A 24,439-nucleotide genomic window follows, 5' to 3' on the forward strand; every position below is an offset into this window, starting at 1 on the left:
GCTTAAAATCTTATATATGCATGTCCGCGAAGCTGCAGGTCGATTATTCTGGGGTATGCTCCTGCAACGATTTTGATGCCTTCGAGAACATCCTGCTGTGTCCAGCCGTTGTTCCGCATTGTCGATGCGCAAAGCTCGACACTGACACCACGGTTCAAAAGCTGCTTGACTACACTCTTGTTAGGATTTTCACTGCGAGTCTCATCCGCCCGGTCATATTGACTGTCTTTGAGCAACCAGTAGCCCGCATCACCATGCAAAACAGCATGAGCGTAAACCTCGCCAGAATCGACCCCAAGTTTCTCATACGCCTTCATCAACTTGTTAACATAATACAAACCTGCACCCACCCCCTGCTTCCTGTCATCTGTTTTGATCTGATAAACCATTCGTATATCATCGTGAATGCCAAGGCCGATCGGTTCATCAGGATCGCCCGGCCTTGAAGCAAATCCAGCCATATAGACGGCAATTATGATGACTGCAGCTAGTAATACTACTACTGTCCGTTTCATAGTTTCTCCTCTGAAAGAGCCCCAAAGCAGTACAATGATAAAAAATAACAGTATTTTTGATATAAGCGAAATGCGTATTTGGTATTAGCAAAATCCTGAAATCCCATTCAATAAAAAAGACGGAGCTTTGTAGAAGCCCCGTCATTAAACCAATCGTTGATTGTTGCATCAAATAAGCTAGCGACTGTAAGTGCCCCCTTCACGAACATCGCCTTCTTCCTCAAGTTCCATTTCCTGTTCAGACTGCATATCGATCGTTTCCTGCTGCATCATCTGGTCAGTGTCAGTCTGACCTTCAATCTGCCACTGGGGCTGACCTTGCTCGTCACGAAGCTGAAGAGTCTGACCATCCTTCTTGATCTCACTTGCCATGATAACGGTCTTACCGTCAACCTTGGTCTTACTTCCGGTTATGGTCACTTCGTCACCGGAACCAAATGAAACATTCTTCTTTTGACAGTGGCTCTTTGGACCGCAATAAACAGTGACAGATTCGCCCTGGTCTGTTTCTACCTTAAGTCTCAAACCGGGCTCAGCCTTCCTGTCAGGCATAAAGGTACCAACACTCTTTACTGTTCCCTTTATGGTCTTGACCTCGTCTGCCTTGTAGCTCTTGTTGTACTCGCTGCCTTCTTTCCATGCGGCCGTCTTCTCATCTTCACCAGGCACGAATCCAAACACTTCCCACTGGGGCTGCCCGAATTCTTCGTGGATATTCTGAGCGAACTGCTTGTCGGAGAGCTTCTGTATCTGGTCTTCCTCTATCTGTGCCATCTTCAGAGTTTCCTGATCTACGTCAAGAAGTGCCACATTGTTTTCTGACTGCAGTTCAAGAGACGTCCATGGAACAGCGGCCATTTCTTCTCCTATGCCCCAGAAACCGCCATAGGATACGAATCCATAAGCCACTTTACCCTGCTGCTGCTCGACGATCACATCTTCGAGCTGACCGAGCTGCTGGCCGTCAGGCTGATTAACATTGTAGCCGATCAAACTCGTAAGCATGTAAAGCTTTTCAGGTTCTGACTTGGCAGTCTGCTGCCAACTGCTCTGCTGCTTCATGCTCTGCTGGTCCTTGTCCCACTCGGATTTGGCTTTATCCCAGGACTTTTTGTCCCACTCAGTTGTCTGATCCTTCGACTTCTCCTGCCACTTTGACTTCTCGCTCTTGGCCTTCTCATGCATACTTGTACCAGAACCGTCGAGCTTCCACTCATACTCACTCTGCTGATCTTCTCTTTGCCACGGCTTCTGCTGCTCTTTCTGCTGTTGCTGCTGTTCCTGCTGCCATGACTTCTGCTGCGTCTGAGTTTCGCCATAGAAGCTCTTTACCTCCTGTTTGAGGCTTTCGCTGCTCACCTCTGCAGGAGTAACTTCCTGGATCGTAGGAGCATTTCGCAACTCGCTCTTCTGCATTTTCACCTGACAGGGCTCACCTTCGGCCGTCTTTTGAAACGCGCTCCAGGGAGCCGGCACCAGACCTTGATCGGTGGATACTATAACATATTTCACAGAATTGTCCGTTCCGTTGATCACAACTTCCTGTATCTCACCGACATTCTGACCGGACTTGTCCTGCACTTCCTTGCCGATGAGCTTATTCGCACTCATCAGCTCGCCGATCTGCTGTTGCTGCTCCTGCGTCCACTTCTGATTCATCTGTTCCTGTTTCTGCTTCTGCTGCTTGTCCTGCTCAAGCCCCATTTCACCTTCGTGCTCAGCAGCTTGCAACCCTGCTGAGGTGGAAATGAGAACGGCAGCCAGCATCCACAACAATGACTTTTTCCTCAATAACAAGTTCATAATTTTACCCCCAATAAATTTCAGTTAAATACTACGGAAGTAGTCCAGCCAACACGACTAGAAACCGCTACCACCGTCTTCCAAACTACCATTGCTTCACATTAAAGTATAGACCAGCAATTTGCGTTTGCAATCAGGCGTGGTTATGAAAGCGCTATAATAACCAGCACCGAGGGGGCATAGTATGAGGGTAATCCATCAGGAGTAATGAGACATATGCACTCACCCTTGATGGATCGACAGGAATGGTAAAACAAAAAGGCCTGACCAGCTATTTGCCTGGCCAGGCCCTGTTTTATCTATTTATGGGACGTGAGCTCTTGCACAAAATCAAGCCATTCGGCATTGAGCTTTTCGAATGAACCCGCCGATTGCGCGAGCTCCTGGTAAAGGGAGAATTCGCTCCGCCAGCCTGGTTCGGTCTCATACAGTCTGGCAGTATAAGCCTTGAGCAACTCTGGCTTGCGCTCCATCATGAACTTAAAGAAACCCCATGCCTGGGCATAAAGATCCTTCGCTTCGTCATTGTCGCCTTTCACACCAACCTCCGTGACAAACTCATCGAGACGCCTGAGCCTGCCTTCTTTGAAAAGTTCAACCAGGCGTTTCCTCCTGATCTCATTGTCCTTATTGTAATAACCGTTTTCAAGGTAAGTGGCAAGCCCTTCAGAATACCACAAAGGGTACATGACATGGCGTTTCTGAAGACCGCTGTTAAAAGCCAGTTGGTGTGCAGCTTCATGCTGGATCTTGGTAAGGCTTTCATCTCCTTCTGCAGCCATAGCCATAATACTGCTGTTTTCAGAACCGAATCTGTCGCCATCCTCTTTAGCAATTTCGCTCGTGTCAAAGCTGGATTTGACCACGGCAACTCGATTCGTTCGGGAAGAGTAGTAACCTTTAATTCCCCCGAGATTGACGCGGTCTATCTTTTGAGCATAATTTTCAAAATCTTCAAGATCTTCAAAAGAAACCCAGGTCAGTTCCTCACTTGGTTTGCGCAACTCAAAACCTTTTTTCTTGAACAGATCCCTGAACTGGCTGTTCAACAGCTCCAGCAAACTTGCCATCCTCGCCGCTTCGTCCGGTTCGGAATCGTGTACAACCATGAAATTGCGTGTCTCGAGCTTTGCAAACCGCTTGCCGAGCTCGCCATTTAATCGAGAAGGAAGCTGCTGATCGCCACTTTTAGCCGACGCTTCGGGTGAAAACGAAAACACTGCAGCAAAGGCCAAAACCAGTAAGAGCGTAATGTTTCTGGTAAAGTTTTTTCTCATAACTAAGGTATAACACCCAAAAAAGTAACCTGGGTTATCATTATGCCAAAACGCTTACAACGATTCTACACGAACAAACACGTATACCCGAATGGGCAGTCAAAATCAGGGACTGGGAAGAACACCCAACCCGTCAGATTCGATACAAACAAAAAGAGCCCGGTCAGGCTCTTGTACTGTCGAACTACATCAGCAGCAGACTTCAGAAAAATCTACTTATTCTTAGAGATTGCAAGCTGCGATGGGTAGATTTCACCATGCATACTCTCAGGTATACTCTGTGTTCAAAAAATATTACGCCGCAAACCAAAAGTGTTACGAAATAGTAACTTTTACTAATGAATAAGGCTTGCTTTATGCCTATTTCGCCCCTAAACTATTCGCGACATTCAAATAATTATCTGGTGGATACAATGACAAACGCATCTTCGCAAAATGATTTTACGCACAAGTGCAACGCCAAAGGCATCAAGGTGACGCCCCAAAGAGCACTTATCTATAAGATATTGTCGGAATCTAAACTTCACCCATCCGCTGAACAGGTTTACAAGGACCTGACAGAATTTTTCCCAAACGCCTCTCTAGACACTGTTTATCGCACTCTTAAGACATTCGCCGATGCCGGCATTGTGGAATGCGTAGAAAGCTTCGGCCCCCCCGCTCGCTACGACGCAAACACCGCAAGCCATCACCACATACATTGCATCAATTGTGGCAAGATACTGGACATAGACAAATCCGAACTGGGCGAATTCGATGTTCCGCAAAGCTTCATAAAAAAATACTGCATCCAGAGAAAGAGACTCCTTCTCGAAGGCATATGCCTGCCCTGCCAAAAGGATGCGCCCGCAGAAAACCTGCCCTGAAACGCATTTCTCCCTAACACATCGACTCAAAATATCTGAGACATACCCGCCCGCAGATCGCAGTTTTGAACGCCTGATCACCGCCGTTAATCGAAATCGTCGCAGTTAAAGCTCGGGCAGAACCCAACTCAGCAGTTTCCGAAGTCAATGCTCCTGGATTCAACGACTTTGAAAAACCGTCCACTATCAACCTTGACGGCATAGATATGTGTTCTAGAATTTGATTAGTCGCTGCATAGATCGTCTCTTATCACGTCAGGGAGAATCAGGGGAGCAGATATGAGCAATCAAGGGCAAGTAACTACAGCCGAACTGTCAAAAAAGCTGGGCAAGCCGCACGTAAAGATAGTGGATACCCGCCCCGTCGAAGCATATAATGGATGGCGTTTGAGAGGAGAACAAAGGGGCGGCCACATTCAAACCGCCAAAAGTCTGCCCGCCAAATGGACCAGCTACATTGACTTACCCGACATTGTCCGCTCCAAAGGCATAGAGCCTGATGACGAAGTCATCCTGTATGGATATGATGCTCAGGACTGCGAACGCCCCGCAAAATGTTTCAACCGCGCCGGCTTCGGCAATATCAGCGTATACAACGGTTTCCTGAACGAGTGGTCGGCAGACGATTCCCTTCCGATGTCCCGGCTCGAGCGATACAAAAACCTTGTCTCCGCGCAGTGGCTCAAGGACCTGATCACCAACACCGCCGCCGAATACGACAATGACAACTTTGTCATCTGCCACGCACATTACCGAAATCCGGATGCCTACACATCCGGCCATATACCATCGGCGATACCGCTTGATACAAACTGGCTCGAATCGTCAGAAACCTGGAACCGCCGCTCACCCCAGGAATTACAGCAGACACTGCAGAACCTCGGCATCACCCACGAAACAACCGTAATACTCTACGGCCGATTCTCGTTTCCTAAAAACAGCGATTCATTCCCCGGCAGCAGCGCAGGCCAGCTCGCAGCCATGCGATGTGCCGCAATCATGATGTACGCAGGCGTCAGGAACATTCGAATACTCAACGGCGGACTGCAGGCCTGGCTCGACGAAGAATTTGACCTGAGCACCGAAGAAATAAAACCGAAACCCGTTTCGAGTTTCGGCCGCGACATCCCAGCCAACCCGAATGTATTCATCGACACACCCCAGGCAAAACAGGTCCTGCGGGCCGAAGACCAGAATCTCGTATCCGTCCGCAGTTGGCCCGAATTTATCGGCAAGGTCAGCGGCTACAACTATATCGAAAAGACCGGCCGAATCCCCGGAGCCGTATTCGGCAACTGCGGCAGCGACGCATATCACATGGAAAACTACCGCAACCTCGACCATACCACACGCGAGTATCATGAAATCGAGCAGCTATGGAAACAAGCAGGCATAACACCCGACAAGCTAAACGCATTTTACTGCGGCACTGGTTGGCGAGGCAGCGAAGCATTCATGAACGCATGGCTTATGGACTGGCCGCGAATATGCGTCTACGACGGCGGCTGGTTTGAATGGAGCAGCGACCCTGCTAACCCCATCGAAATAGGTGAACCGGCAACGAGCATGGCCTCATGATCGATCTAAGTGGAGACAGACAACAATGGCAACTCAGACAATCACAAAACGGACCGGCACAAAAGTTTCAATCACAAATTACCTGACAGAGACAGACAGCAATGAACTGATAGAATTGATACTGTCGGACCTGAACAGAACTCCCAGAAGAATATCGAGCAGATTCTTCTATGACGAGTACGGATCGGAACTGTTCGAGAAGATAACGACACTGCCCGAATATTATCTCACGCGTATCGAAAAGCGGCTTCTCCAAAATGTTGCACAAAGCATCGCACCGACATGCAAAGAAATTGACATCGTTGAGCTCGGAAGCGGCGATTGCTCCAAAATATCCATCCTGCTGAACGCTTTTAATGCAAGGCATCGCAAAACGATACGATACGTTCCCGTAGACGTCAGTGAATCAGCCATTAAGAAATCCGCTGACATCCTCTCTCACCAATTTCCCGATCTGCAGATCGAAGGCATTGCTGCAGACTTTCTCACCCAACTGCACGTAATCCCACAAACAAAAAACCACCTGTTCTGTTTTTTCGGAAGCACTCTCGGCAATCTCACACCTGAACATGCGTTCCAGTTTTTCACCCAGCTAGGAAACGTCATGATGCCCGGCGACTCGTTACTGCTGGGCCTGGACAGGGTCAAACCGCAGCATATCCTCGAAAAGGCATACAATGACACTCAGCAGGTCACATCAGCCTTTAACAAGAACATACTCAACGTCGTAAACCAGATCATCGGCTCCGACTTCAACCCGCAGACATTTCAGCACGTCGCTTTCTATAACGAACAGCACAACCGTGTCGAAATGCATCTCAAAGCGAACGAACCGATGACAATAAATATGCCCTTTGCAAAGCGGAACCTGGTTCTGAGATCGAACGAAATGCTGCACACAGAAAACTCTTATAAGTTTGATGATCAGAGAATAGACGAACTTGTAAGCTCATCAGATTTGAAGATCACGAATTTCTATTCCGATAGGCAGGACTGGTTTTCAGTAATTTGGTTAACGAAACCTTAGTAAGACTGCGATAAAATGAACCAGGACTTCAATATCGAAAAAATACGTCAAGACTTCCCCATCCTCAGTCAGCAGGTTTACGGCAAACCGCTGGCCTATCTCGACAACGCGGCCACAACGCAAAAGCCCCGATCAGTACTCGACGCCATCACCGACTATTACACAACCACCAACAGCAACATACACCGCGGAACACATGCGTTAAGTGAAAAAGCCAGCGGCGCCTACGAGACTGCTCGCAAAACTGTCCGCCATTTCCTCAACGCGGATCAGCCGGAAGAGATCATATTCACCAGCGGAACAACAGCCTCTATCAACCTGGTCGCAGGATCGTTCACAGACAAATTTGTATCCCCAGGCGACGAGATAATCATCAGCCAGATGGAACATCATTCCAACCTCGTCCCCTGGCAAATACTCTGCAAAAAGACCGGCGCCATACTTAAGACCATACCCCTTCAGGACAGTTCCGCTTTGAGCCTGAATGCGATCGAAGAGCTGATATCCGACAAAACGAAATTGATCGCGGTCACCTATGTATCCAACGTGCTGGGCACCACAAATCCAATCAAGCGCATTGTCGACCTCGCACATTCTCACGGCAAACCGGTGCTCGTCGACGCGGCCCAGGCGGTCCAGCACATGCCCGTCGACGTACACGAGCTTGACTGCGATTTCCTCGCATTCTCGGGACACAAAATATATGCGGGCACAGGCATCGGAGTTCTGTACGCCAAATCTAAATGGCTGGAAAGCATCCCGCCCTGGAAAGGCGGCGGAGGCATGATCAATTCCGTCAGCATCCGCAAAACATTCTACGCCGATCCGCCTCTCAAATTCGAAGCAGGCACACCGAACATCGCAGGCGCAATAAGCCTCGCAGCCGCTATAGACTACATACAAAGCATCGGCATAGAAAAAATAGCGGCCCATGAAGCCGAAGTACTAAACTACATGCACGACAAACTGAGTTCCCTGCCGGGACTGACGATCTACGGCTCCAAAAGCAATCGGCACGGTGCGATATCGTTCAATCTTGAAGACGTTGACAACTATGACGCGGGACTGATACTCGATAAAATGGGAGTCGCCGTCAGAACCGGCACACATTGCGCCGAGCCGCTAATGCAGCATTACGGAATAACCGGAACCATACGCGCCAGCATCGGCATGTACAACACAAAAGAAGAAGTCGACCGCCTGTACGAAGGTCTCAAAAAAGTCCAGGCCATGCTCCAGCTCACTTGATCCATCAGGCAGCCATGACGATTAACGAAATACAGGATAAGATAATAGCCGAGATGTCACAGCTCGATGACTGGTTCGACGTTTACGAGTACCTGATCGAACTGGGCAAATCCCATCCTGCAATGGACGAATCGCTCAAAACTCAGGAAAACGCCCTGCCCGGCTGCCAGTCCAAGGTCTGGCTCATAACCGACAAGCACAACAGCACCCTCCACTTCTCCGCGGACAGCGATTCAGCAATAGTAAAGGGCCTTCTGGCACTGCTGCTCAAGGTGCTTAACGATCAATCGCCCAGCGAAATAGCCTCGGCGGATCTGTACTTCACCGAAAAGATCGGACTGACCAGCAACCTCTCACCCTCCCGCGCGAACGGCCTGGCAACGATCATCTCGCAGATAAAGGAACACGCCCGGGCACACTCATAGCAACCAAAACAAAAAAGGCCGGCATATAAATACCGGCCTCTGATCATCATTATTTCCTGGCTGTTCTATCAGCCGACATCCGCAAGATTAAGCTCTTTCGCCGCCTTCGTCTCATCCAGCCTGCCGACTGCGGTCGTCAACGGCGCCTTTGTCAGCTCATCAGGCTCAGCCTCGGCCTTTTTCGCGATCCGGATCATCGCCTCGATAAAGCCGTCAATGGTCTCCTTGCTCTCCGTCTCGGTCGGCTCGACCATAAGAGCTTCCTTCACGATAAGCGGGAAGTACATCGTCGGCGGATGATACCCTTCGTCGATCAGCCCCTTCGCGATATCCATGCCGTGAACATCATGCTCGTTTTGCTTGCTCGCACTGAACACACATTCGTGCTTGCACACCTTGTCGACGGCGATCTCAAAATAGGGCTTGAGCTTTTCCTTGATGTAGTTCGCATTGAGAACCGCGTTCTCAGCGATCCTCGGCAACCCCTCCTTGCCGCACATCAGAATGTATGCATACGCACGAAGCACGATACCAAAGTTGCCGTAGAACGGCGCGATATATCCAATCGAATTCGGTCTGTCATACTCGAGTGCATACGTACCGTCGTCACGCTTGACCACGATCGAAACCGGCAGAAACTCAACCAGCCTTTCGCATACACCAACAGGCCCTGCACCAGGTCCGCCCCCGCCGTGCGGAGTCGCGAATGTCTTATGCAGGTTCAGATGAACGATATCGAAACCCATATCGCCGGGCCTGACCTTGCCCACGATCGCATTGAGATTCGCACCGTCATAATACGCAAGCCCGTCAACGCTGTGGATAATATCGCAAATTTCCTTCACATGCGGATTGAACAGACCAAGCGTATTCGGACACGTCAGCATCAACCCTGCAGTCTCATCATCCACCATATCCTTGAGTACTTCCAGACACATCAGCCCTTCGTCATCACTGGGCACGACCTTGACCGTATAGCCCGCGATGGCAGCCGACGCAGGATTCGTACCGTGCGCACTGTCCGGCACCAGAATAGTTTTCTTCTTGTTGCCCTTCGCACGGTGATAAGCCGCCATCATCATAATACCTGTGAGCTCACCATGCGCTCCCGCCATTGGCTGCATGGTAAACGCCGCCATCCCGCATATCTCACGCAGCGCGATATCCATATCGTAGATCACTTCCAAAGCGCCTTGCGTAAGCATACCGCCGCCTCGAAGCTGCGGCAGCAGCGGGTGAATATCCGAAAACCCCGGCATCGCAGCAATACGCTCAGCCATCTTCGGATTGTACTTCATCGTACACGAGCCAAGCGGATAGAAATTCGTGTCCACACCAAAGTTGGCACGTGACAGTTCGGTATAATGTCTCACCACATCCAGCTCGCTCAGCTCCGGCAAAGCGGGATCATCATCGCGAAGAAATTCTTCCTTCAGATGGATCGACGTCGGCACATCACTCGGAGCTACTTCGTGTCCGACCCGACCCTGTACAGATTTTTCGAATACGAGCTTCATAGTATAGCCTCCAATGCGTCAGCAAGGGTGCTGATTTCCTGTTTCGTTCGCTTCTCCGTAACAGCAATGAGCAGAGCATTATCCATGCCCTCGTAATACCTGCTCAGCGGGAACCCGGCCGCTATGCCCTTCTCGATCAGCTTGCTAACCACGTCAGTAGCATCAGTCGGCAGATCGATCACGAATTCATTATAGAACCAGTTCTTGCCCCAACGCGCCTTCACGCCCGGCACCGCGGTCAGACGATCGAACGCATAACTCGCCTTGTCCGCACAGAGATTGGCAATATCTTTAAGCCCCTTCTTGCCCAGCAGAGACATATATATCGATGCCTGCAACGCACACAGTGCCTCGTTCGAACAGATATTCGAAGTCGCCTTGTCCCGCCTGATATGCTGCTCGCGAGCCTGCAGCGTCAGCACATAACCGCGATTGCCCTCACCGTCAGTAGTCTCCGCCGCGATTCGACCAGGCATCTTACGCATGAGTTTGCGAGTCGTCGCCAGAACGCCAAGATACGGCCCGCCGAACGAAAGCGGCAGACCCAGACACTGGCCTTCACCGACAACAATATCCGCACCCATCGAACCCGGCGTCTTGAGTATGCCCAGGCTCGTAGGATAGCAGCACATAATAAGCAGAGCACCCTTCTCGTGGGCTGCTTCCGCAATATCCGTAAAATCGTCAATACAGCCGAAAAAATTCGGGTTCTGCAGTATCACGGCCCCGGTTTCCTTATCGAGCTGCTCCAGGATCGCATCACGGTTCGCCCGCCCATCCGAATGTTTCGTCTCGTCCAGCTCGATATTGAGATTCTGCGTATATGAATGGATCATAACGCGGTAGATCGGATTGACCGAATCATCAATGATCACCTTATTGCGGCGAGTTTTGCGAAGCGCCATCATCATCGCTTCATACATCGCCGTCCCCCCGTCGTACATGGACGCGTTAGAAACCTCCATGCCGGTAAGTCTGCATATCATCGACTGAAATTCGTAAATCGCCTGAAGCGTCCCCTGCGATATCTCCGGCTGATAAGGTGTATAAGCCGTATAAAACTCACTTCGACCCGCCAGAGCAGGGATCGCCGCCGGAATGAAATGATCGTAAAAACCGCCACCCAAAAAATAAGTCAGGTGAGTGGAATTCTTGCCGCTCAACGCCTGCAGACGAACTTGCAGCTCTTGTTCCGTGAGCCCTCTTTCAAGTTCAAGATTCTTGATCTTGAGCTCGTCAGGGATGTCAGCGAACAGATCATCCATAGTCAGACCAATAGCTTCGAGCATCTGCTGTTGCTGCTGGTCAGTATTGGAAATGAAAGGCATCAGTCATTTCTCCCAATTTACAATGTTCGATAAAACAAAAATGATCGCTCTGAACGATCAAAAGAATGGCAATTTATATCCGGCCCCTAACATATTATGAGTCTTGTCTGCAGCCGGAAAACTCCCGCCCCAAAAAAATGCGAACGCCTTTGAGTTTCAGGCGTTCGCACTAAGTATCCTTTAAACTTCGTCCTTGAAGAAATCCTTGTACTGATCGGAAGTCATAAGCTGCTCAACCTCGCTCGCATCAGACATTTCGATCTTTGCGATCCATCCTTCGCCATAGCAGTCTTCGTTGACCTTTTCCGGCTCATCTTCAAGTGCTTCGTTCACCTCGGTCACCTTGCCGCTGATCGGACTGTAAACATCACTTGCGGCCTTCGTGCTTTCCACAACCGCCAGCTCATCCTTCGCGCTCACTTCGCGATCGACCTCGGGCAGCTCAACATATGTGATCTCGCCCAATGCCTCCTGTGCATGGTCGGCAATACCAACCGTCGCGGTGCTGCCTTCAACTTTTACCCATTCGTGTTCCTTGGTGTAGTATAAACCATCAACTACCATGTGTGTTCTCCAATCTAAAATCTTGCGAATCTCGGCTCAACTGTTCCTGTTATATCTGCTTCGAGCTCTTGGCCCGGCTCTACGCTGTCGAGTTTACCCTTGGCTTTCTGCCCCTGGCTGCGTGCCAGATAGTACACGCCCACCGGATCCTCCTTCTTTACGGCATCTCTCGATACGAACGCCAGCGCGATCTGCTCCTCGCCAACCTTCGTCGCGCTCAGTATCCAGCCGATACACTCACCGTCCTCGGTGAGAACTCCGTCGTCCTCACGAACCGGCCGAACGCCCTTCTGTCCGGGCAGCGAAAGCCGAACAACTTTCATTGTCCGGTTCTTATCATTTTCGAGCATTGCATCCTTACCGATAAAGAAAGGCTTGTCAAGCTTGACCGCCCAACTATAGCCAACTTCCAAAGGACTGATCGCATGCTTGCCCGACAATTCATGACCATATAATGGCAGCCCCGCCTGTATACGCAAGCTGTCGCGTGCACCAAGACCGCAAGGCTTCACGCCGTACTTCTCACCCTTTTCCAGTATGAGCTCGAAAACCTGCCCCGCCGTTTCAGGATGAACGTAAATTTCAAAACCGGGCGACCCCGTGTAACCCGTCGTCGAAACGATCACATCATTGCCCGCAATGCTAGTCTCGATGAACCTGAAGGGTTTCATTTCCGCAAGCTGCCCACCTGCCGCCTCATCCTCCATCATTTCGCCAATTATATCCGCGGCTTTCGGCCCCTGCAAAGCAATGTCGACCCGCTGATCCTCACCGCTGGCCGGATCCCGCAGGTCTCGCATCGAAGGCATCGGATCAATCGCCGGAGCATCCGGATGGTCGACCTCAATATCGCCCGAAATGATCCCGCCGAACCACGCCTTGAGCTTTTCATTATTTACCGCGTTAACGACCACCATAAACAGGTCTTCTCTTCGGCAGTAAATGATAATATCGTCAAGAATGTTCCCCGTCCCGTCAAGCACCTGAGAATACTGCGCCCGCCCGGAACTGAGCTTCTGGACATTGTTAACGGTCACCATGTCCAGAAAGTCAGCCGCCTTCGGCCCGGCAAACTCCAGCACACCCATGTGCGTACAGTCGAAAACGCCTGCAGCCTCACGAACAGCCTCATGCTCATCTTTAATGGAGGAATACCGAACGGGCATAACATACCCGGCAAACGGTACGATACGGGATTGAGGAACCAGCCGACAATGCTGGTCATAAAGTGCACTTTTGCGCGGCTCGGCATCGGCTGCGGCAAATTCGAATCTTTGGCTCGTTTTTGTCATCGAATTGATCCTTAGTCACAAGAGTTAGATATAGCTGCATAAACATAACTATACCCTCTGTCTCCACAACCTGAGATCTTTATCCCTTCGGTGCCGCTTATAGAGCGGGCTCTCCAGAGTACCGTCTAATCGCGATCCTTTTGCCTGAGAGTTTCGCCCCCACGTCTTCAGCAGAGACTTGCACCTTCGGCGTCCTCACAAACGACAAGGACCTCTCTCGCGACTATCAACCGATTCAGCGAAATTGTAACCATAGTAAACTTTACAAGTCAAGCACTTTCTCTCCCGAATTGGCACCGCTCAGCAAACACCGAACAAATACGCCATTCCCCTGCCTGCACATCACCGCCAAAGCCAGTGGTCCCATAAAATCACGGCCCAGGATTGCTGAATCTGCTGTAATGACATCAAGCCCTAAATGACTGAAAGAACAGCTAAACCCCCGCCCATATAATACCGAGACCACTATGTGACAGTGATGCTCTTTGAACAGGCGGTGAAATCATTTTGTTTTAGCTTCGCAGTTTGACCGCCGAGAATCTGTTTCTTATTGTTTTGAATGTGTTGGGGGCCTGAGCCGGAAACCCGCATCCAATTTGGTTACTAGCTCATGGAATAAAATTATGAGTAAAGTCTGGAAAATCTGGATCATCCTGTTCGTCACGGCAGGCGTACTGGGACTCGCAACCAGCGGTGCAGTAACGCTGGTCAAAAAATCTGCGGCTGCTTCCTATCAGCAGAAATTCCCAGAAGGCACGGAAAAACACCTGGAAAACTACGAAGAAATACTCGACCTTGCCCACCAGCCAGAACTGACAGAAGAACAGCTCAGACTGTTCCAGGAAAAGAAAAACGAACTTGCATCTGAGCAGGAAGATCTACTCAAGGCTGACCTGTGGGACCTTGCAACAGGCAAGAAACAGCCTTCCGTAATAGCAGATTTCATGTACGGCCAGGGCTGGCAGGAAAAAGTGAAGACCGAAAAAACCATCCATGCCGGCATGGAAATTCTCGCTATAGTGTCCACCGTTTCGCTCCTGACCGGTTTGATAGTGGCAGCCGGCGTCGGTGTAAAAGTCGCCACAGGATCAGCAAGATCAAAACACAAAGCGAAAAAGGAAGTCAAAAAGGCCAATAAGGCTGCACCTAAATTGCAGAAGGATACCTCTAAAAAAGCGGCCCCTGTTGAAAGACCCCAAGAGGCAAAACCCAGCCAAAAATCCGAAGATGACACCGAAGAGGACGAAGCCTCAGAACCCAAAAAGAAGCCCGGCCTCTTAAAGGCGGTAAAGACAGACTCAGCAAAGGAACATAAGACGCAAAGACAGCGTAATTTTGAGAAATACAAGGCTCAAAAAAGCAAAGAAGACGATCTGAAAGCACAGGCTGAAACCAGTGATCAGAAATCGGTCGAACCCCAGGATGAAAAACCCAAAGTTGGAGCCTTCAGTTCTCAACGATTGAAACAGGCCGGCCTGACAGGTGTTCGCTTCGGCAACAATTCCGACGAATCTACCCAGGGCGGGTTGTCCCAGCAGGTTGCCAAATTGCAGAACATGATGTCAACCGCACCCGTTAAAGAATCAATTTCTGAACTGACCGAGCAGATGTCAGCCATCCGCGAATTCGCATCACAGCAGCAGGACCGGTTCCGCCAGCTTCAGGATGGATACGACTGGAACATCATCAAACGATTCTGCCTGCGGATCATCCGCTGCATAGATAACCTCGATGCGAGGCTCGACTATCTGGCCGCTGAAGAGGAAGACACATCGGACCTGGAAGAGGTACGTGACGAGCTGCTTTTCGCACTCGAATCTAGCGGTGTCGAAAAATTCACACCCGATCTGTTAGCCGATTACAAAGGACTGGAACGTTACGCCGAAGCGGTGAGCCAGCGAGAAATGACCGAGGACGAAGATCTGGTCGGCAAAGTCGCAAAGGTGGTAAGGCCCGGTTATCAGTATATTTTGAATGACAACGAAATCAAGGTCGTGCGTACGGCCCAGGTTAAACTTTACAGTCAAAAACTAACTGCAGTAAGTGGGGTTAGATAGTTATGGGTAAGATAGCTGGAATCGATCTAGGTACAACGTATTCGGCCCTGGCCGTACTTAACACGCTCGGCAAGCCTGAGATAATACCCAACAGCGAAGGTGAACGTATAACGCCTTCCGCGGTATTCTTCGACGACCAGGACGCCAACATCATCAGAGTCGGTATCGAAGCCGTTAACTCACGGCAGCTCAATCCCGACCGCTCGGTACGGTGGATAAAAAGACACATGGGCGAACCCTCCTTCAAGAAAAAGATCGAGGACAAGGACTGGAGCCCCGAAGAAATTTCGAGCCTCATCCTGAAAAAGCTTCGCAATGACTGCGGAAGCGCAAGCGAAGACATCAGTGATGTTGTGATCTCCGTTCCCGCTCACTTCGATGAGGTCAGGCGTAAAGCCACAATGGACGCAGGTACGCTCGCAGGGCTCAATGTCGTCGCCATCGTCAACGAACCCGTTGCAGCCGCCCTGTTCTACGCGACAACTCAGAACGTCAGCGGCCGGGTCATGGTATACGACCTTGGCGGCGGTACATTCGACGTGACCGTTCTGGACGTAAAGGGCACCGAGATAGACATCGTATGCTCGCAGGGTGACCATGCCCTCGGCGGCATCGATTTCGACCGTAAAGTACTCGAGCTGTTCGAAAAAGCCTACCGCGAGAAATACGACGTCGAACTCATCGAAAGCGAAGAGGACCGGGCAAAATTCGAAGACGAAGCGGAAGATGTAAAGAAAACTCTCTCGCGAAGGCCCGTTGCCAAAAAGATCATTTACGGCCCCGCCGGCAGTCTCAGGCTCGAAATAACACGCGAACAGTTTGAAGAAGCGATAGCTCCCCTGCTCGCACGAACCGACATGCTGCTCGACGTAGTTCTGGAGGAAAGCAACTCCGCACCTCAGGACATAAATACAGTGCTCCTAGTCGGCGGAAGCACACGTGTGCCCGTCGTTCAGGAGAAATTGACAGAACGTTTCGGATTCGAACCCACGGTTGCCGTCAACGTCGACGAATGCGTCGCACTCGGTGCCGCTATCCACGCAGGCCTTACAAAAATGCGAGTGATGCCCGCCGGCGTAAGTGCAGGCATCGCAGCAGGCCTAAAAGACGTCAAACTCACTGACGTATGCAACCACAGCTACGGCACAATATCCGCACCCTACGACCAGGAGATGGGCCGCCACGTCATCGCAAATACTATCATCCTGAAAAAGAACACACCCCTGCCCTGCGAATCGACACAGACTTTCTACACCGTTGCCGAAGGCCAGACCGATCTGCAGGTCACCGTCACCCAGGGCGAGGACAGCGACCCCGACTTCGTGAACCACATCGCGACCGAAATATTCAAGATGCCCGAAGGCAGGTCAGCAAATTGTCCCATCAAGGTAACCTACAGTTACGACCTGAACCAGAGGATGCATTGCAAGTTCGAGGACGTCGAATCGGGCAAGACGCTCGAAGTGGAATTCTCCTCAGGCGATGACGGAGCACTGAGCAAAGAAAACGTTGTACGACATGCCGACGAGCTTCAGTCCTTCGACGTGAAGTAACTGACTGCAAAGGAAGAAAAGAATGGCCGGTGTATTGCTGATCATCATTATAGTTATCATGTGGGTCGGACTGGGCCTTACGGCGAAAAAACGCCAGGCACAGAACGACCACAACAGCAGCATCAACCGGACCCAGCAAAAGGACGATGGTCACAAACGCCTCACCTGCCAGGTCGACCTACTAAGACAGGCCACCGAATCAGGCCAGGAAGACATTTTCTCCATCAGAATACGAGGCCAGATAAATGCCCCCGAAGCAGGACACGAAACTGATGCACAGGTGATACTGAGTGACATTACGGAGAATGAATCCTTCGCACAGCCTGTCCTCTGCACCGTCCAGAAGTGGCAGATGGAGGACTCGCCCGCATTCTATCATCGCGACTACTACGGCAAGCTGATGCAGCGATTATCTATGCTCAGCTACTGGACCGCTGTTCTCGAACTCCCCTGCAATACTCTAACCCTGCCCAGACGAGGCACACGCCGCCTCAAGTTTACCGTATCGCTGCTAAGCCGTGGAACCGAAAACGAAATCGCAAGCGCGAGCACCATAATAACATACAAGTCCTCAAGGCCCGGCTACATAGATATAACAGAAAATGCACGCGTCACAGAGACCCTGACGATTCAACTTGCGACCGCGGCACTCGGACCCGAAAACATCGAAAACGAATCCGCCGGAGCAGTCCTCGAAGATTGGATCGCCGGCAAAATTGAAAGCATTGACGACGAGCAGGCCAGAAAGCACGTCCTCAACAGACTGGCCGATACCGCCCAGGACGCAGCGATCTTATGCAAGAGCGGCCAGGGGCTCGACACACTAGCGATATGCGAGAAGCTCGCATCCGTCAGTTCGATCGCCGACAGATACGCCGCAATGGAGCTTTTCCTTCAAATGCTCGCCTGCCATTACAACGGAAGCCCTGAGCACAACCTCGCCGCGACCCAGGCAGCCCAAGGCCTGCAGATAGAGCATGACAAGCTGCGAGCCATGGTGCAAAAGACACTTCCCATAATGGAAGCCGAACATCGCGACAGCAATTTCCTGCTGGGCATAACAGACGACATGCTGTCCGGAGACATTCGCAAAAAGCTCAGCTCCGAATACAAAAAATGGAATTCACGCGTGAACCATCCCGACGCAAAAGTCAGAGCAAAAGCCGACTTCATGCTTGAACTGATCGCCGACGCAAGAAGCAATTGTACCACAGAAAAGATCGCAGCCGCCGGCAGCGAAGATCAATAGAAGCATTTTGCAAATAACTCCTGCAGGCTGTTCTAAGCCGCTTCCAATCATCTAAGCCAACTGGGCCCACCTGAACCGAGCAGATGAACTCCGCGGATTCTTTCTTATCTCCCCCTGACGAGGCGTTATCGCACCTTTGCTTACAGCCTGATAAACACCTTTTTTCAACCCCTCGCGAAACGCATTCTTGACCAACCGATCCTCCCCCGCATGGAAACTGATGATCCCAATGCGTCCCCCAGCCTTGACACACCCGGGAGCCGCCTCCAGAAGCTGCTCCAGCGCACCCAGCTCGTCGTTCACAAGTATACGCAAAGCCTGGAACGTACGCGCCGCCGGGTGAGCCCCGCCGAACGACTGACTTTTCTGCTGCTTTTTCCACGTCGCCTCCGTCAACCCCTTTGCATTCAAAACGATCCGCTTCAACTGATCGACCCTGGTTATCGGCGCCGCCTGACGCTGTCCGCAGATAAACGCCGCGATCACCCCGCTGTCCGGCTCATCCGAATACTTCCATAACGCCTCAGCCAGCTCCTCTTCCGATATCTCAGCCACCACGTCAGCAGCGGTCCTTTCCAGCCGGTCATCCATCCGCATATCCAGCGGACCGTCATTCTTGTAATGGATCCCCCGCCCCGGATCATCGATCTGCATACTCGAAAGCCCGAGATCCGCAAATATAATATCCACCTTGGAAATTTCCAACTCTCCCAGCACCTCCTCCAGCTCGGAAAAATTGGCTCGGCGCGGAACAAACGCATCACCGAACTTTTTTAGCCGCTTAGCGGTCCTCGCCAGCTCCTTCGCATCGCAGTCCAGACCGATCAGCCTCCCCTCCGGCCCTATCTTCTGCAGAAATTTCCGTGCGTGTCCCCCGTAACCAAGCGTACAGTCCACAACCGTCTGGCCCGGTCCGGGCTCGAGACAGTTAACCACCTCACTCACCATAATAGGCACGTGCGTACCGGGCGCAGTCTTACCCCTCCCCGAACGCCGCCCGGCCTTATGCTTACCCTTCTTTTTTGTCGGTCGATTATTCACAGACACCAATTATCGGACACATTGAAATTAAAACTAATTATTCGTCTCAACCAGCAAAAAAACCTTCCGCCGCCCCTCCAATTAGCCGGATACTACGAACTCTATCGCCGAATGTCAATTACAATGCCCACAAGTGCATCCCTCAGCCGAACCCCAACCTCAAACTCCTGAATTTAAAGAAGATACATCAACAAAGCCTTGCCAAAATAAGTATTCTCGTAAATAATGGTTGTATGGATCGACACTGCACAATAGAAATCCGCTTAGACACAGCGCGTCCACACCGAAAAAAGGACTTATAAAAGTTGAATTTAAAGGCTGTTTCAGCCGATATTCTAGTATCGGCATTGCTATTGATCAGTTGCTCTGCCGCAAAAATGATTATTTAAACTAACAGGACCTGAAAAATGGATACCGTGGCAACCCAAAACAGACGAATGCACGACAGACTCGAAATGGAACTGGACGTAATGTGCCAGACCGTCGGACTGTCAGGTGGCAAGCTTTTCACCGGCAAAACTGTCGACGTAAGTCAGGGCGGTGCACTCATCGAACTGCACGGCCAGGGTCTCCACGACGGCCAGCTCCTCAGCATCGAAATGTCCGTACCGCCTTCAGAAAATCTCTCCGAATTCGGCGGACGCATTTCCAACTACGGCAGGGTCCTCCGCACCGAAGACAACCTCTCAGAAGGCTTCAACCCCGGTTCAGACATGGTCCAGCGAGTCGCAATCGAGTTCTGCGACAACTCACATTCCGGAATATAATCACCCGATTTAGCCGACTGCATTTGACAACAGCTAACCGGTTTACTATCATTCTGGAATGAAAAAGCGAATTCTGGCTATCTTAGTCTGTGCAGCAGGCCTCGTCAGCGGATGCGGCGATGCCCGGCAAAAAACCGTTTCTAACGGAAAACTGCTCGAAGGCGTCACACTAGACGCGATCAAGCCCAGCGCACCGGCCGTACCCGACACAAAACAGCACCATTTCGCCGTCCACATCATCGAATTGCCCGCCGAAAACTTCCCTGCCCTCACCACCGCTTACGATTCCCTCACCAAAGGCCGCCTGAAGCACACCAACGAAAATATCTTCAACAGCAACGGTTTCGCTGTGCACAGAGCGGACATAAAACAATGGTCCCAGGCCGCCCAGATCCTCGAAAACGCACACGCACGCAGCAGGATATCACGAAACATCATTCTACCCGAACAGGACGGCCACGATATAAGGATCGCATCGTCACGAAGACCGCAAAGAGTTTCATATGTCGACCTCACCGCAAGCTCCGTCCGAAAAACTCTTGACCCGGGAGAGATCGCCTGGCGAATGCATGCACGCGGCACCGACCAGCGAGGCCAGGCACTGGTCAGCATGGAGGCGGTTTTCAAACATTTCGACAGCGCAAAGCTCCGCACCCCCGGCAAGGATCCAAAAGAGGACGACCTTGTCTTTAAATTCAGCAAGTTCCGAACCCTCATCAACGAAGGCGAGTTCATCCTCCTCGGCCCGGCCAGATACGAAGCCGAAGCTCGCAACCTCGCCAATATGTTCTTCACAACCCACGCAGACTTCATAGTCCCAGCCGAAGACTCCGAAAAGAACCCCCAGGATGGCCCCATCATCAAGCGAAGCCATATCATCAAAAAGAACATCCCCATAATAAAGCTCTACCTAATCAGATGCGAACGAGTCGAAAACTGAGCCCCAGGATATGACCGCCCCGCACCAACCGACATAACCACCCCCTTAGCCCTTCATACAGCCAGTTCGCACTTGGTGCCAAATTGTATGTACCGAGCATATTGACAGTTTGGTGTCTAGTGGGTACCATTCCCACACCATGACCAATAAAAAACAAATAAACATACTCGGCATCGAGAGCAGTTGCGACGAAACCGCCGCAGCCGTGGTCACCAACGGCAGCCGCATCAGGTCCTCCGTCGTCGCCTCGCAGGAAGATATTCACCGCGAATGGGGCGGAGTCGTGCCCGAACTCGCATCACGCGCCCACCTCGAAAACATCTACCCCGTGATCAAAAAAGCGGTAGACGACGCGAACATCGACCTTCACGACATAGACGCCATCGCCATCGCCAATCAGCCCGGCCTGGTCGTCTCGCTCATTATCGGCGTCACAGCAGCAAAAACACTCGCCTTGACACTCGACAAACCCCTGATAAGCATAAACCACGTCCACGCACACCTCCAGGCCGCAATACTCGCCGAAGAAAACGTCGAACTGCCCGCCGCAGCCCTTATCGTCTCTGGCGGACACACAAACCTCTACGACTGCGAATCCCCGCTCGACCTGCGTTTGCTCGGCTCGACCATAGACGACGCAGCAGGCGAAGCGTTCGACAAAGTCGCAAGCATCCTCGGCCTCGGCTACCCCGGCGGCCCCGTCATCGACAAGGTCGCAAAGAAAGGCAACCCAACCGCCGTACGCTTCCCCCGTAGCATGATGGGCAAGGATTCGCTGGACTTCTCCTTCTCCGGCCTCAAAACCGCCGTACTCTACCACTGCCAGGGCCAGGACATGAAAGGCACCAGCCAGGTAGACAAAATGAGCGAACAGGAAATCGCCGACATCGCCGCATCCTTCCAGGCAGCGGTCGTCGAAGTACTCACCAGAAAAACAGAACTGGCCGCCCAACAGATCAAAGCCAGAACCGTTCTCGTCGGCGGCGGAGTAGGCGCAAACAGTGCCCTCCGTGAATCACTCACAAGATCCTGCGAAAAGTCCGGCCGAAACCTCCTGATCGCACCGATGAAGCTCTGCACCGACAACGCGGTCATGATAGCATCCCTGGCATATCACAAATACAAAGCGGGTCTCTTCGCGGACCTCACGCTCGAACCGAAAGCGAGAACTTAAGTATCGGGAGCCCAAAATGGACGACAAGAAACTCACGCAATTACTTGCGGACGTTAAATCGGACCAGATAACCATTGATGACGCGGTCGAAAAACTTCGCCATCTGCCCTTCGAGGACATGGGCTTTGCCCGTATAGACCACCACAGACACATCCGCTGCGGCTTCCCCGAAGTGATCTACTGCCCCGGCAAAACCACCGAACACATCGTCAAAATATTCCTCCTGCTCGCCAAAAAAGGCAACAACGTCATCGCCAGCCGCGCTGACCGCGAAGTCTACGACGCGATCGCCGCCCAACTCGACCACCCCGGCCTCCGCTACGAAGAACTCGCCCGCATGGTCATCCTCGACCAGTGCGACATGCCCCCCACCGAACACTACATCGCTGTCGTCACCGCAGGCACCGCCGACCTGCCCGTCGCCACCGAAGCAAAACTCACCGCCGAAACAATGGGTCAGCGGACCGAATTCGTCTGCGACGTCGGCGTCGCCGGCATCCACCGCCTGATCGGACACAGCAGGACAATGGAAATACTCCGCGAAGCTTCGGTCGTCATCGTCGTCGCCGGCATGGAAGGAGCACTCGCCTCCGTCGTCGGCGGCCTCGTCAACTCCCCCGTCATCGGCGTTCCCACAAGCGTCGGTTACGGCGCCAACTTCCAGGGACTCTCCGCCCTGCTCACCATGCTCAACAGCTGCGCGTCAGGCATTACCGTGGTTAACATTGACAACGGATTCGGTGCAGGCTATGCTGCAAGTATGATAAACGCAAGACTCGAAAAGCAGAGATAATACCATGCAGGAAATAAAAACACTGCCGACACTAAAACCCAGGGCCCAGGATTCGCACAAGGGCACCTTCGGCAGGGTCCTGGTCGCAGGAGGCTCCTGGGGAATGAGCGGCGCCCCGGCAATGACCGCACTCTCGGCCCTGCGTTCCGGAGCGGGCCTGGTAAAAGTCGCATGCCCCGACTCCGTCCTGCCCACGATCGCCAGCATAAGCCCCTGCTACACAACCCTCAGCCTCGCAGATGACGACGGCGCTATGGCCGGCGAAGCTGTCGGCCCATTACTCGCAGAAACCGAACAAAACGACGTGATCGCATTCGGCCCCGGCGTAACCACGGCCCGCGGAGTCCGAGACTGCCTCACCGCCTTATTGCGGGAAAAGGATTTGAAAATCGTCCTCGATGCGGACGGCCTCAACTGCCTCGCCAAAATTCACAGCAGACACGAAAAGGTCAGCGCATCCGCCGTCCTGACGCCCCACCCCGGAGAGATGAAACGCCTCTGGAAAGCATTGGTACGCGAAGATCAGCCCGCTGACCGCATCGAACAGGCCGCAAAACTCGCATCATCCACCGGCACAGTTGTCACGCTCAAGGGAGCAGGCACCGTCGTAAGTGATGGCGAAAGATACTATGTCAACGAAACCGGAAACCCCGGCATGTCCACCGGAGGAACCGGAGACGTGCTGACCGGCATCATAGCGGCACTGATCGGTCAGGGTCTGGACAATTTTGATGCCTCGGTACTCGGCGTACACCTCCACGGCCTCGCAGGTGACATCGCAGCCGAACGAACCGGACAGATATCCCTGATCGCAACAGACGTGATCGACGCCCTCCCGCAAGCATTTAGAAAGATTCAATCTTAAATCGAAAGGATACAACTATGGCTAACCAGGCCAAAGATTTCTACGGCGAATGGAAGCACAAAACCAAGAAGATGCAGGAAATGGCTCCCGACACCGTAAAAGGCTTCGCAGGCATGTTCGAAAAGATCATGGGCGAAGGCGCGCTCAGCGTCAGGGAAAAAGAACTCGTCGCTCTCGGCATCGGCCTTTCCGAACAGTGCCAGCCGTGCATCTACCTGCACGTCCAGAAATGCCTCGCAGCCGGCGCAACCAAGGAGCAGATAATGGAAGCTGCCTCGGTCTCCGTCGTAATGAGCGGCGGCCCAGCCTTCACCCACCTCCCCGAAGTAATCGAGGCCCTCGAAGCACTGGAAGCCTAAACCAGCAACTCGCAAAATCCAAAAGTCCGTCAGCCCCAAAGCTGCCGGACTTTTTCATGCTTCACCACCAACCAAAAACCATCACCCATATAAATGTGTCATTACGAGCGGCAATTTCAAACACACAAAAAAGCTGGCTCACCCAAAATACGCAAAAGGCAGAAAGTGTTATTTCACTGATCGCATCGCGTTTGCGCAGAC

22 protein-coding genes and 2 riboswitches are annotated in these 24,439 nt (G+C 51.9%); of the genes, 14 read left to right on the forward strand and 8 right to left on the reverse strand.

Going from position 1 to position 24,439, the window contains the following annotated elements:
- Positions 1-2: 2 nt before the first annotated feature.
- The 3 genes from STSP2_RS16185 to STSP2_RS16195 form a co-directional block, all read right to left on the reverse strand.
- Positions 3-515, reverse strand: coding sequence for a DsrE family protein (locus tag STSP2_RS16185; RefSeq protein ID WP_146663756.1), 513 nt, complete (start codon positions 513-515; stop codon positions 3-5).
- A 177-nt stretch (positions 516-692) separates the two neighbouring features.
- Positions 693-2,318, reverse strand: coding sequence for a PRC-barrel domain-containing protein (locus STSP2_RS16190; RefSeq protein ID WP_146663757.1), 1,626 nt, complete (start codon positions 2,316-2,318; stop codon positions 693-695).
- 299 nt (positions 2,319-2,617) lie between these two features.
- The gene (locus tag STSP2_RS16195) at positions 2,618-3,388 is read right to left on the reverse strand and encodes a DUF1570 domain-containing protein (RefSeq protein ID WP_169853290.1); all 771 of its coding nucleotides are present in this window, start codon (positions 3,386-3,388) and stop codon (positions 2,618-2,620) included.
- Between the two features lie 620 nt (positions 3,389-4,008).
- Between STSP2_RS16195 and STSP2_RS16200 the strand changes: the two genes are divergently transcribed.
- The 5 genes from STSP2_RS16200 (at position 4,009) to STSP2_RS16220 (ending at position 8,739) form a co-directional block, all read left to right on the forward strand.
- The gene (locus STSP2_RS16200) at positions 4,009-4,461 is read left to right on the forward strand and encodes a Fur family transcriptional regulator (protein WP_169853291.1); all 453 of its coding nucleotides are present in this window, start codon (positions 4,009-4,011) and stop codon (positions 4,459-4,461) included.
- Between the two features lie 279 nt (positions 4,462-4,740).
- Positions 4,741-6,039, forward strand: coding sequence for a rhodanese-like domain-containing protein (locus STSP2_RS16205; RefSeq protein ID WP_146663760.1), 1,299 nt, complete (start codon positions 4,741-4,743; stop codon positions 6,037-6,039).
- Positions 6,040-6,064: 25 nt separating this feature from the next.
- A complete protein-coding gene (gene egtD, locus STSP2_RS16210) occupies positions 6,065-7,066 on the forward strand; it encodes an L-histidine N(alpha)-methyltransferase (protein WP_146663761.1) in 1,002 nt (333 codons plus the stop codon).
- 15 nt (positions 7,067-7,081) lie between these two features.
- Entirely contained in the window at positions 7,082-8,314 is a 1,233-nt protein-coding gene (locus tag STSP2_RS16215; protein WP_146663762.1) for an aminotransferase class V-fold PLP-dependent enzyme, read from the forward strand.
- 14 nt (positions 8,315-8,328) lie between these two features.
- The gene (locus tag STSP2_RS16220; protein WP_146663763.1) at positions 8,329-8,739 is read left to right on the forward strand and encodes a SufE family protein; all 411 of its coding nucleotides are present in this window, start codon (positions 8,329-8,331) and stop codon (positions 8,737-8,739) included.
- Positions 8,740-8,807: 68 nt separating this feature from the next.
- Here the strand turns inward: STSP2_RS16220 and gcvPB are convergent, their stop codons facing one another.
- From gcvPB to gcvT, 4 genes are all read right to left on the reverse strand, one after another.
- Complete coding sequence (gcvPB, locus tag STSP2_RS16225; RefSeq protein ID WP_146663764.1) at positions 8,808-10,256, reverse strand: aminomethyl-transferring glycine dehydrogenase subunit GcvPB; 1,449 nt, start codon at positions 10,254-10,256, stop codon at positions 8,808-8,810.
- On the reverse strand, positions 10,253-11,584 hold the full coding sequence (gene gcvPA / locus STSP2_RS16230; protein ID WP_146663765.1) for an aminomethyl-transferring glycine dehydrogenase subunit GcvPA: 1,332 nt from the start codon (positions 11,582-11,584) through the stop codon (positions 10,253-10,255). Before gcvPA ends, gcvPB begins: the two co-directional genes overlap by 4 nt.
- A gap of 180 nt (positions 11,585-11,764) precedes the next feature.
- Positions 11,765-12,148: a glycine cleavage system protein GcvH gene (gene gcvH, locus STSP2_RS16235; protein WP_146663766.1), complete on the reverse strand. Its 384-nt coding sequence runs from the start codon at positions 12,146-12,148 to the stop codon at positions 11,765-11,767.
- 14 nt (positions 12,149-12,162) lie between these two features.
- Complete coding sequence (gene gcvT, locus STSP2_RS16240) at positions 12,163-13,440, reverse strand: glycine cleavage system aminomethyltransferase GcvT (RefSeq protein WP_146663767.1); 1,278 nt, start codon at positions 13,438-13,440, stop codon at positions 12,163-12,165.
- 55 nt (positions 13,441-13,495) lie between these two features.
- A riboswitch (glycine riboswitch) is annotated at positions 13,496-13,559 on the reverse strand.
- Between the two features lie 3 nt (positions 13,560-13,562).
- A riboswitch (glycine riboswitch) is annotated at positions 13,563-13,670 on the reverse strand.
- Positions 13,671-14,063: 393 nt separating this feature from the next.
- Here gcvT and STSP2_RS16245 point away from each other — a divergent pair.
- The 3 genes from STSP2_RS16245 to STSP2_RS16255 are packed head-to-tail and all read left to right on the forward strand — an operon-like array spanning position 14,064 to position 18,299.
- Positions 14,064-15,497: a hypothetical protein gene (locus STSP2_RS16245; protein WP_146663768.1), complete on the forward strand. Its 1,434-nt coding sequence runs from the start codon at positions 14,064-14,066 to the stop codon at positions 15,495-15,497.
- Between the two features lie 2 nt (positions 15,498-15,499).
- The gene (locus STSP2_RS16250; protein WP_146663769.1) at positions 15,500-17,050 is read left to right on the forward strand and encodes an Hsp70 family protein; all 1,551 of its coding nucleotides are present in this window, start codon (positions 15,500-15,502) and stop codon (positions 17,048-17,050) included.
- Positions 17,051-17,072: 22 nt separating this feature from the next.
- Positions 17,073-18,299 (forward strand): hypothetical protein, encoded by a 1,227-nt coding sequence (locus STSP2_RS16255; protein WP_146663770.1) that lies wholly within the window; start codon positions 17,073-17,075, stop codon positions 18,297-18,299.
- Between the two features lie 51 nt (positions 18,300-18,350).
- Here the strand turns inward: STSP2_RS16255 and rsmH are convergent, their stop codons facing one another.
- Entirely contained in the window at positions 18,351-19,346 is a 996-nt protein-coding gene (gene rsmH / locus STSP2_RS16260; protein WP_335633130.1) for a 16S rRNA (cytosine(1402)-N(4))-methyltransferase RsmH, read from the reverse strand.
- A 401-nt stretch (positions 19,347-19,747) separates the two neighbouring features.
- On the opposite strand from rsmH, the gene STSP2_RS16265 reads away from it, so the two are divergent.
- The 6 genes from STSP2_RS16265 (at position 19,748) to STSP2_RS16290 (ending at position 24,238) form a co-directional block, all read left to right on the forward strand.
- Positions 19,748-20,107 carry a PilZ domain-containing protein gene (locus tag STSP2_RS16265; protein ID WP_146663772.1) on the forward strand — a complete coding sequence of 120 codons (360 nt, stop codon included), beginning with the start codon at positions 19,748-19,750 and terminating at the stop codon, positions 20,105-20,107.
- A gap of 58 nt (positions 20,108-20,165) precedes the next feature.
- A complete protein-coding gene (locus tag STSP2_RS16270) occupies positions 20,166-21,047 on the forward strand; it encodes a hypothetical protein (RefSeq protein WP_146663773.1) in 882 nt (293 codons plus the stop codon).
- Between the two features lie 139 nt (positions 21,048-21,186).
- Positions 21,187-22,221 (forward strand): tRNA (adenosine(37)-N6)-threonylcarbamoyltransferase complex transferase subunit TsaD, encoded by a 1,035-nt coding sequence (gene tsaD, locus STSP2_RS16275; RefSeq protein WP_146663774.1) that lies wholly within the window; start codon positions 21,187-21,189, stop codon positions 22,219-22,221.
- A gap of 16 nt (positions 22,222-22,237) precedes the next feature.
- Positions 22,238-23,014 (forward strand): nickel pincer cofactor biosynthesis protein LarB, encoded by a 777-nt coding sequence (gene larB / locus STSP2_RS16280; protein ID WP_146663775.1) that lies wholly within the window; start codon positions 22,238-22,240, stop codon positions 23,012-23,014.
- 4 nt (positions 23,015-23,018) lie between these two features.
- Positions 23,019-23,879, forward strand: a complete 861-nt coding sequence (locus tag STSP2_RS16285; protein ID WP_146663776.1) for an NAD(P)H-hydrate dehydratase — start codon at positions 23,019-23,021, stop codon at positions 23,877-23,879.
- Between the two features lie 17 nt (positions 23,880-23,896).
- Positions 23,897-24,238, forward strand: a complete 342-nt coding sequence (locus STSP2_RS16290) for a carboxymuconolactone decarboxylase family protein (protein ID WP_205847930.1) — start codon at positions 23,897-23,899, stop codon at positions 24,236-24,238.
- Positions 24,239-24,439 lie beyond the last annotated feature (201 nt).

The organism is Anaerohalosphaera lusitana (genome assembly GCF_002007645.1).
Lineage (GTDB): Bacteria > Planctomycetota > Phycisphaerae > Sedimentisphaerales > Anaerohalosphaeraceae > Anaerohalosphaera > Anaerohalosphaera lusitana.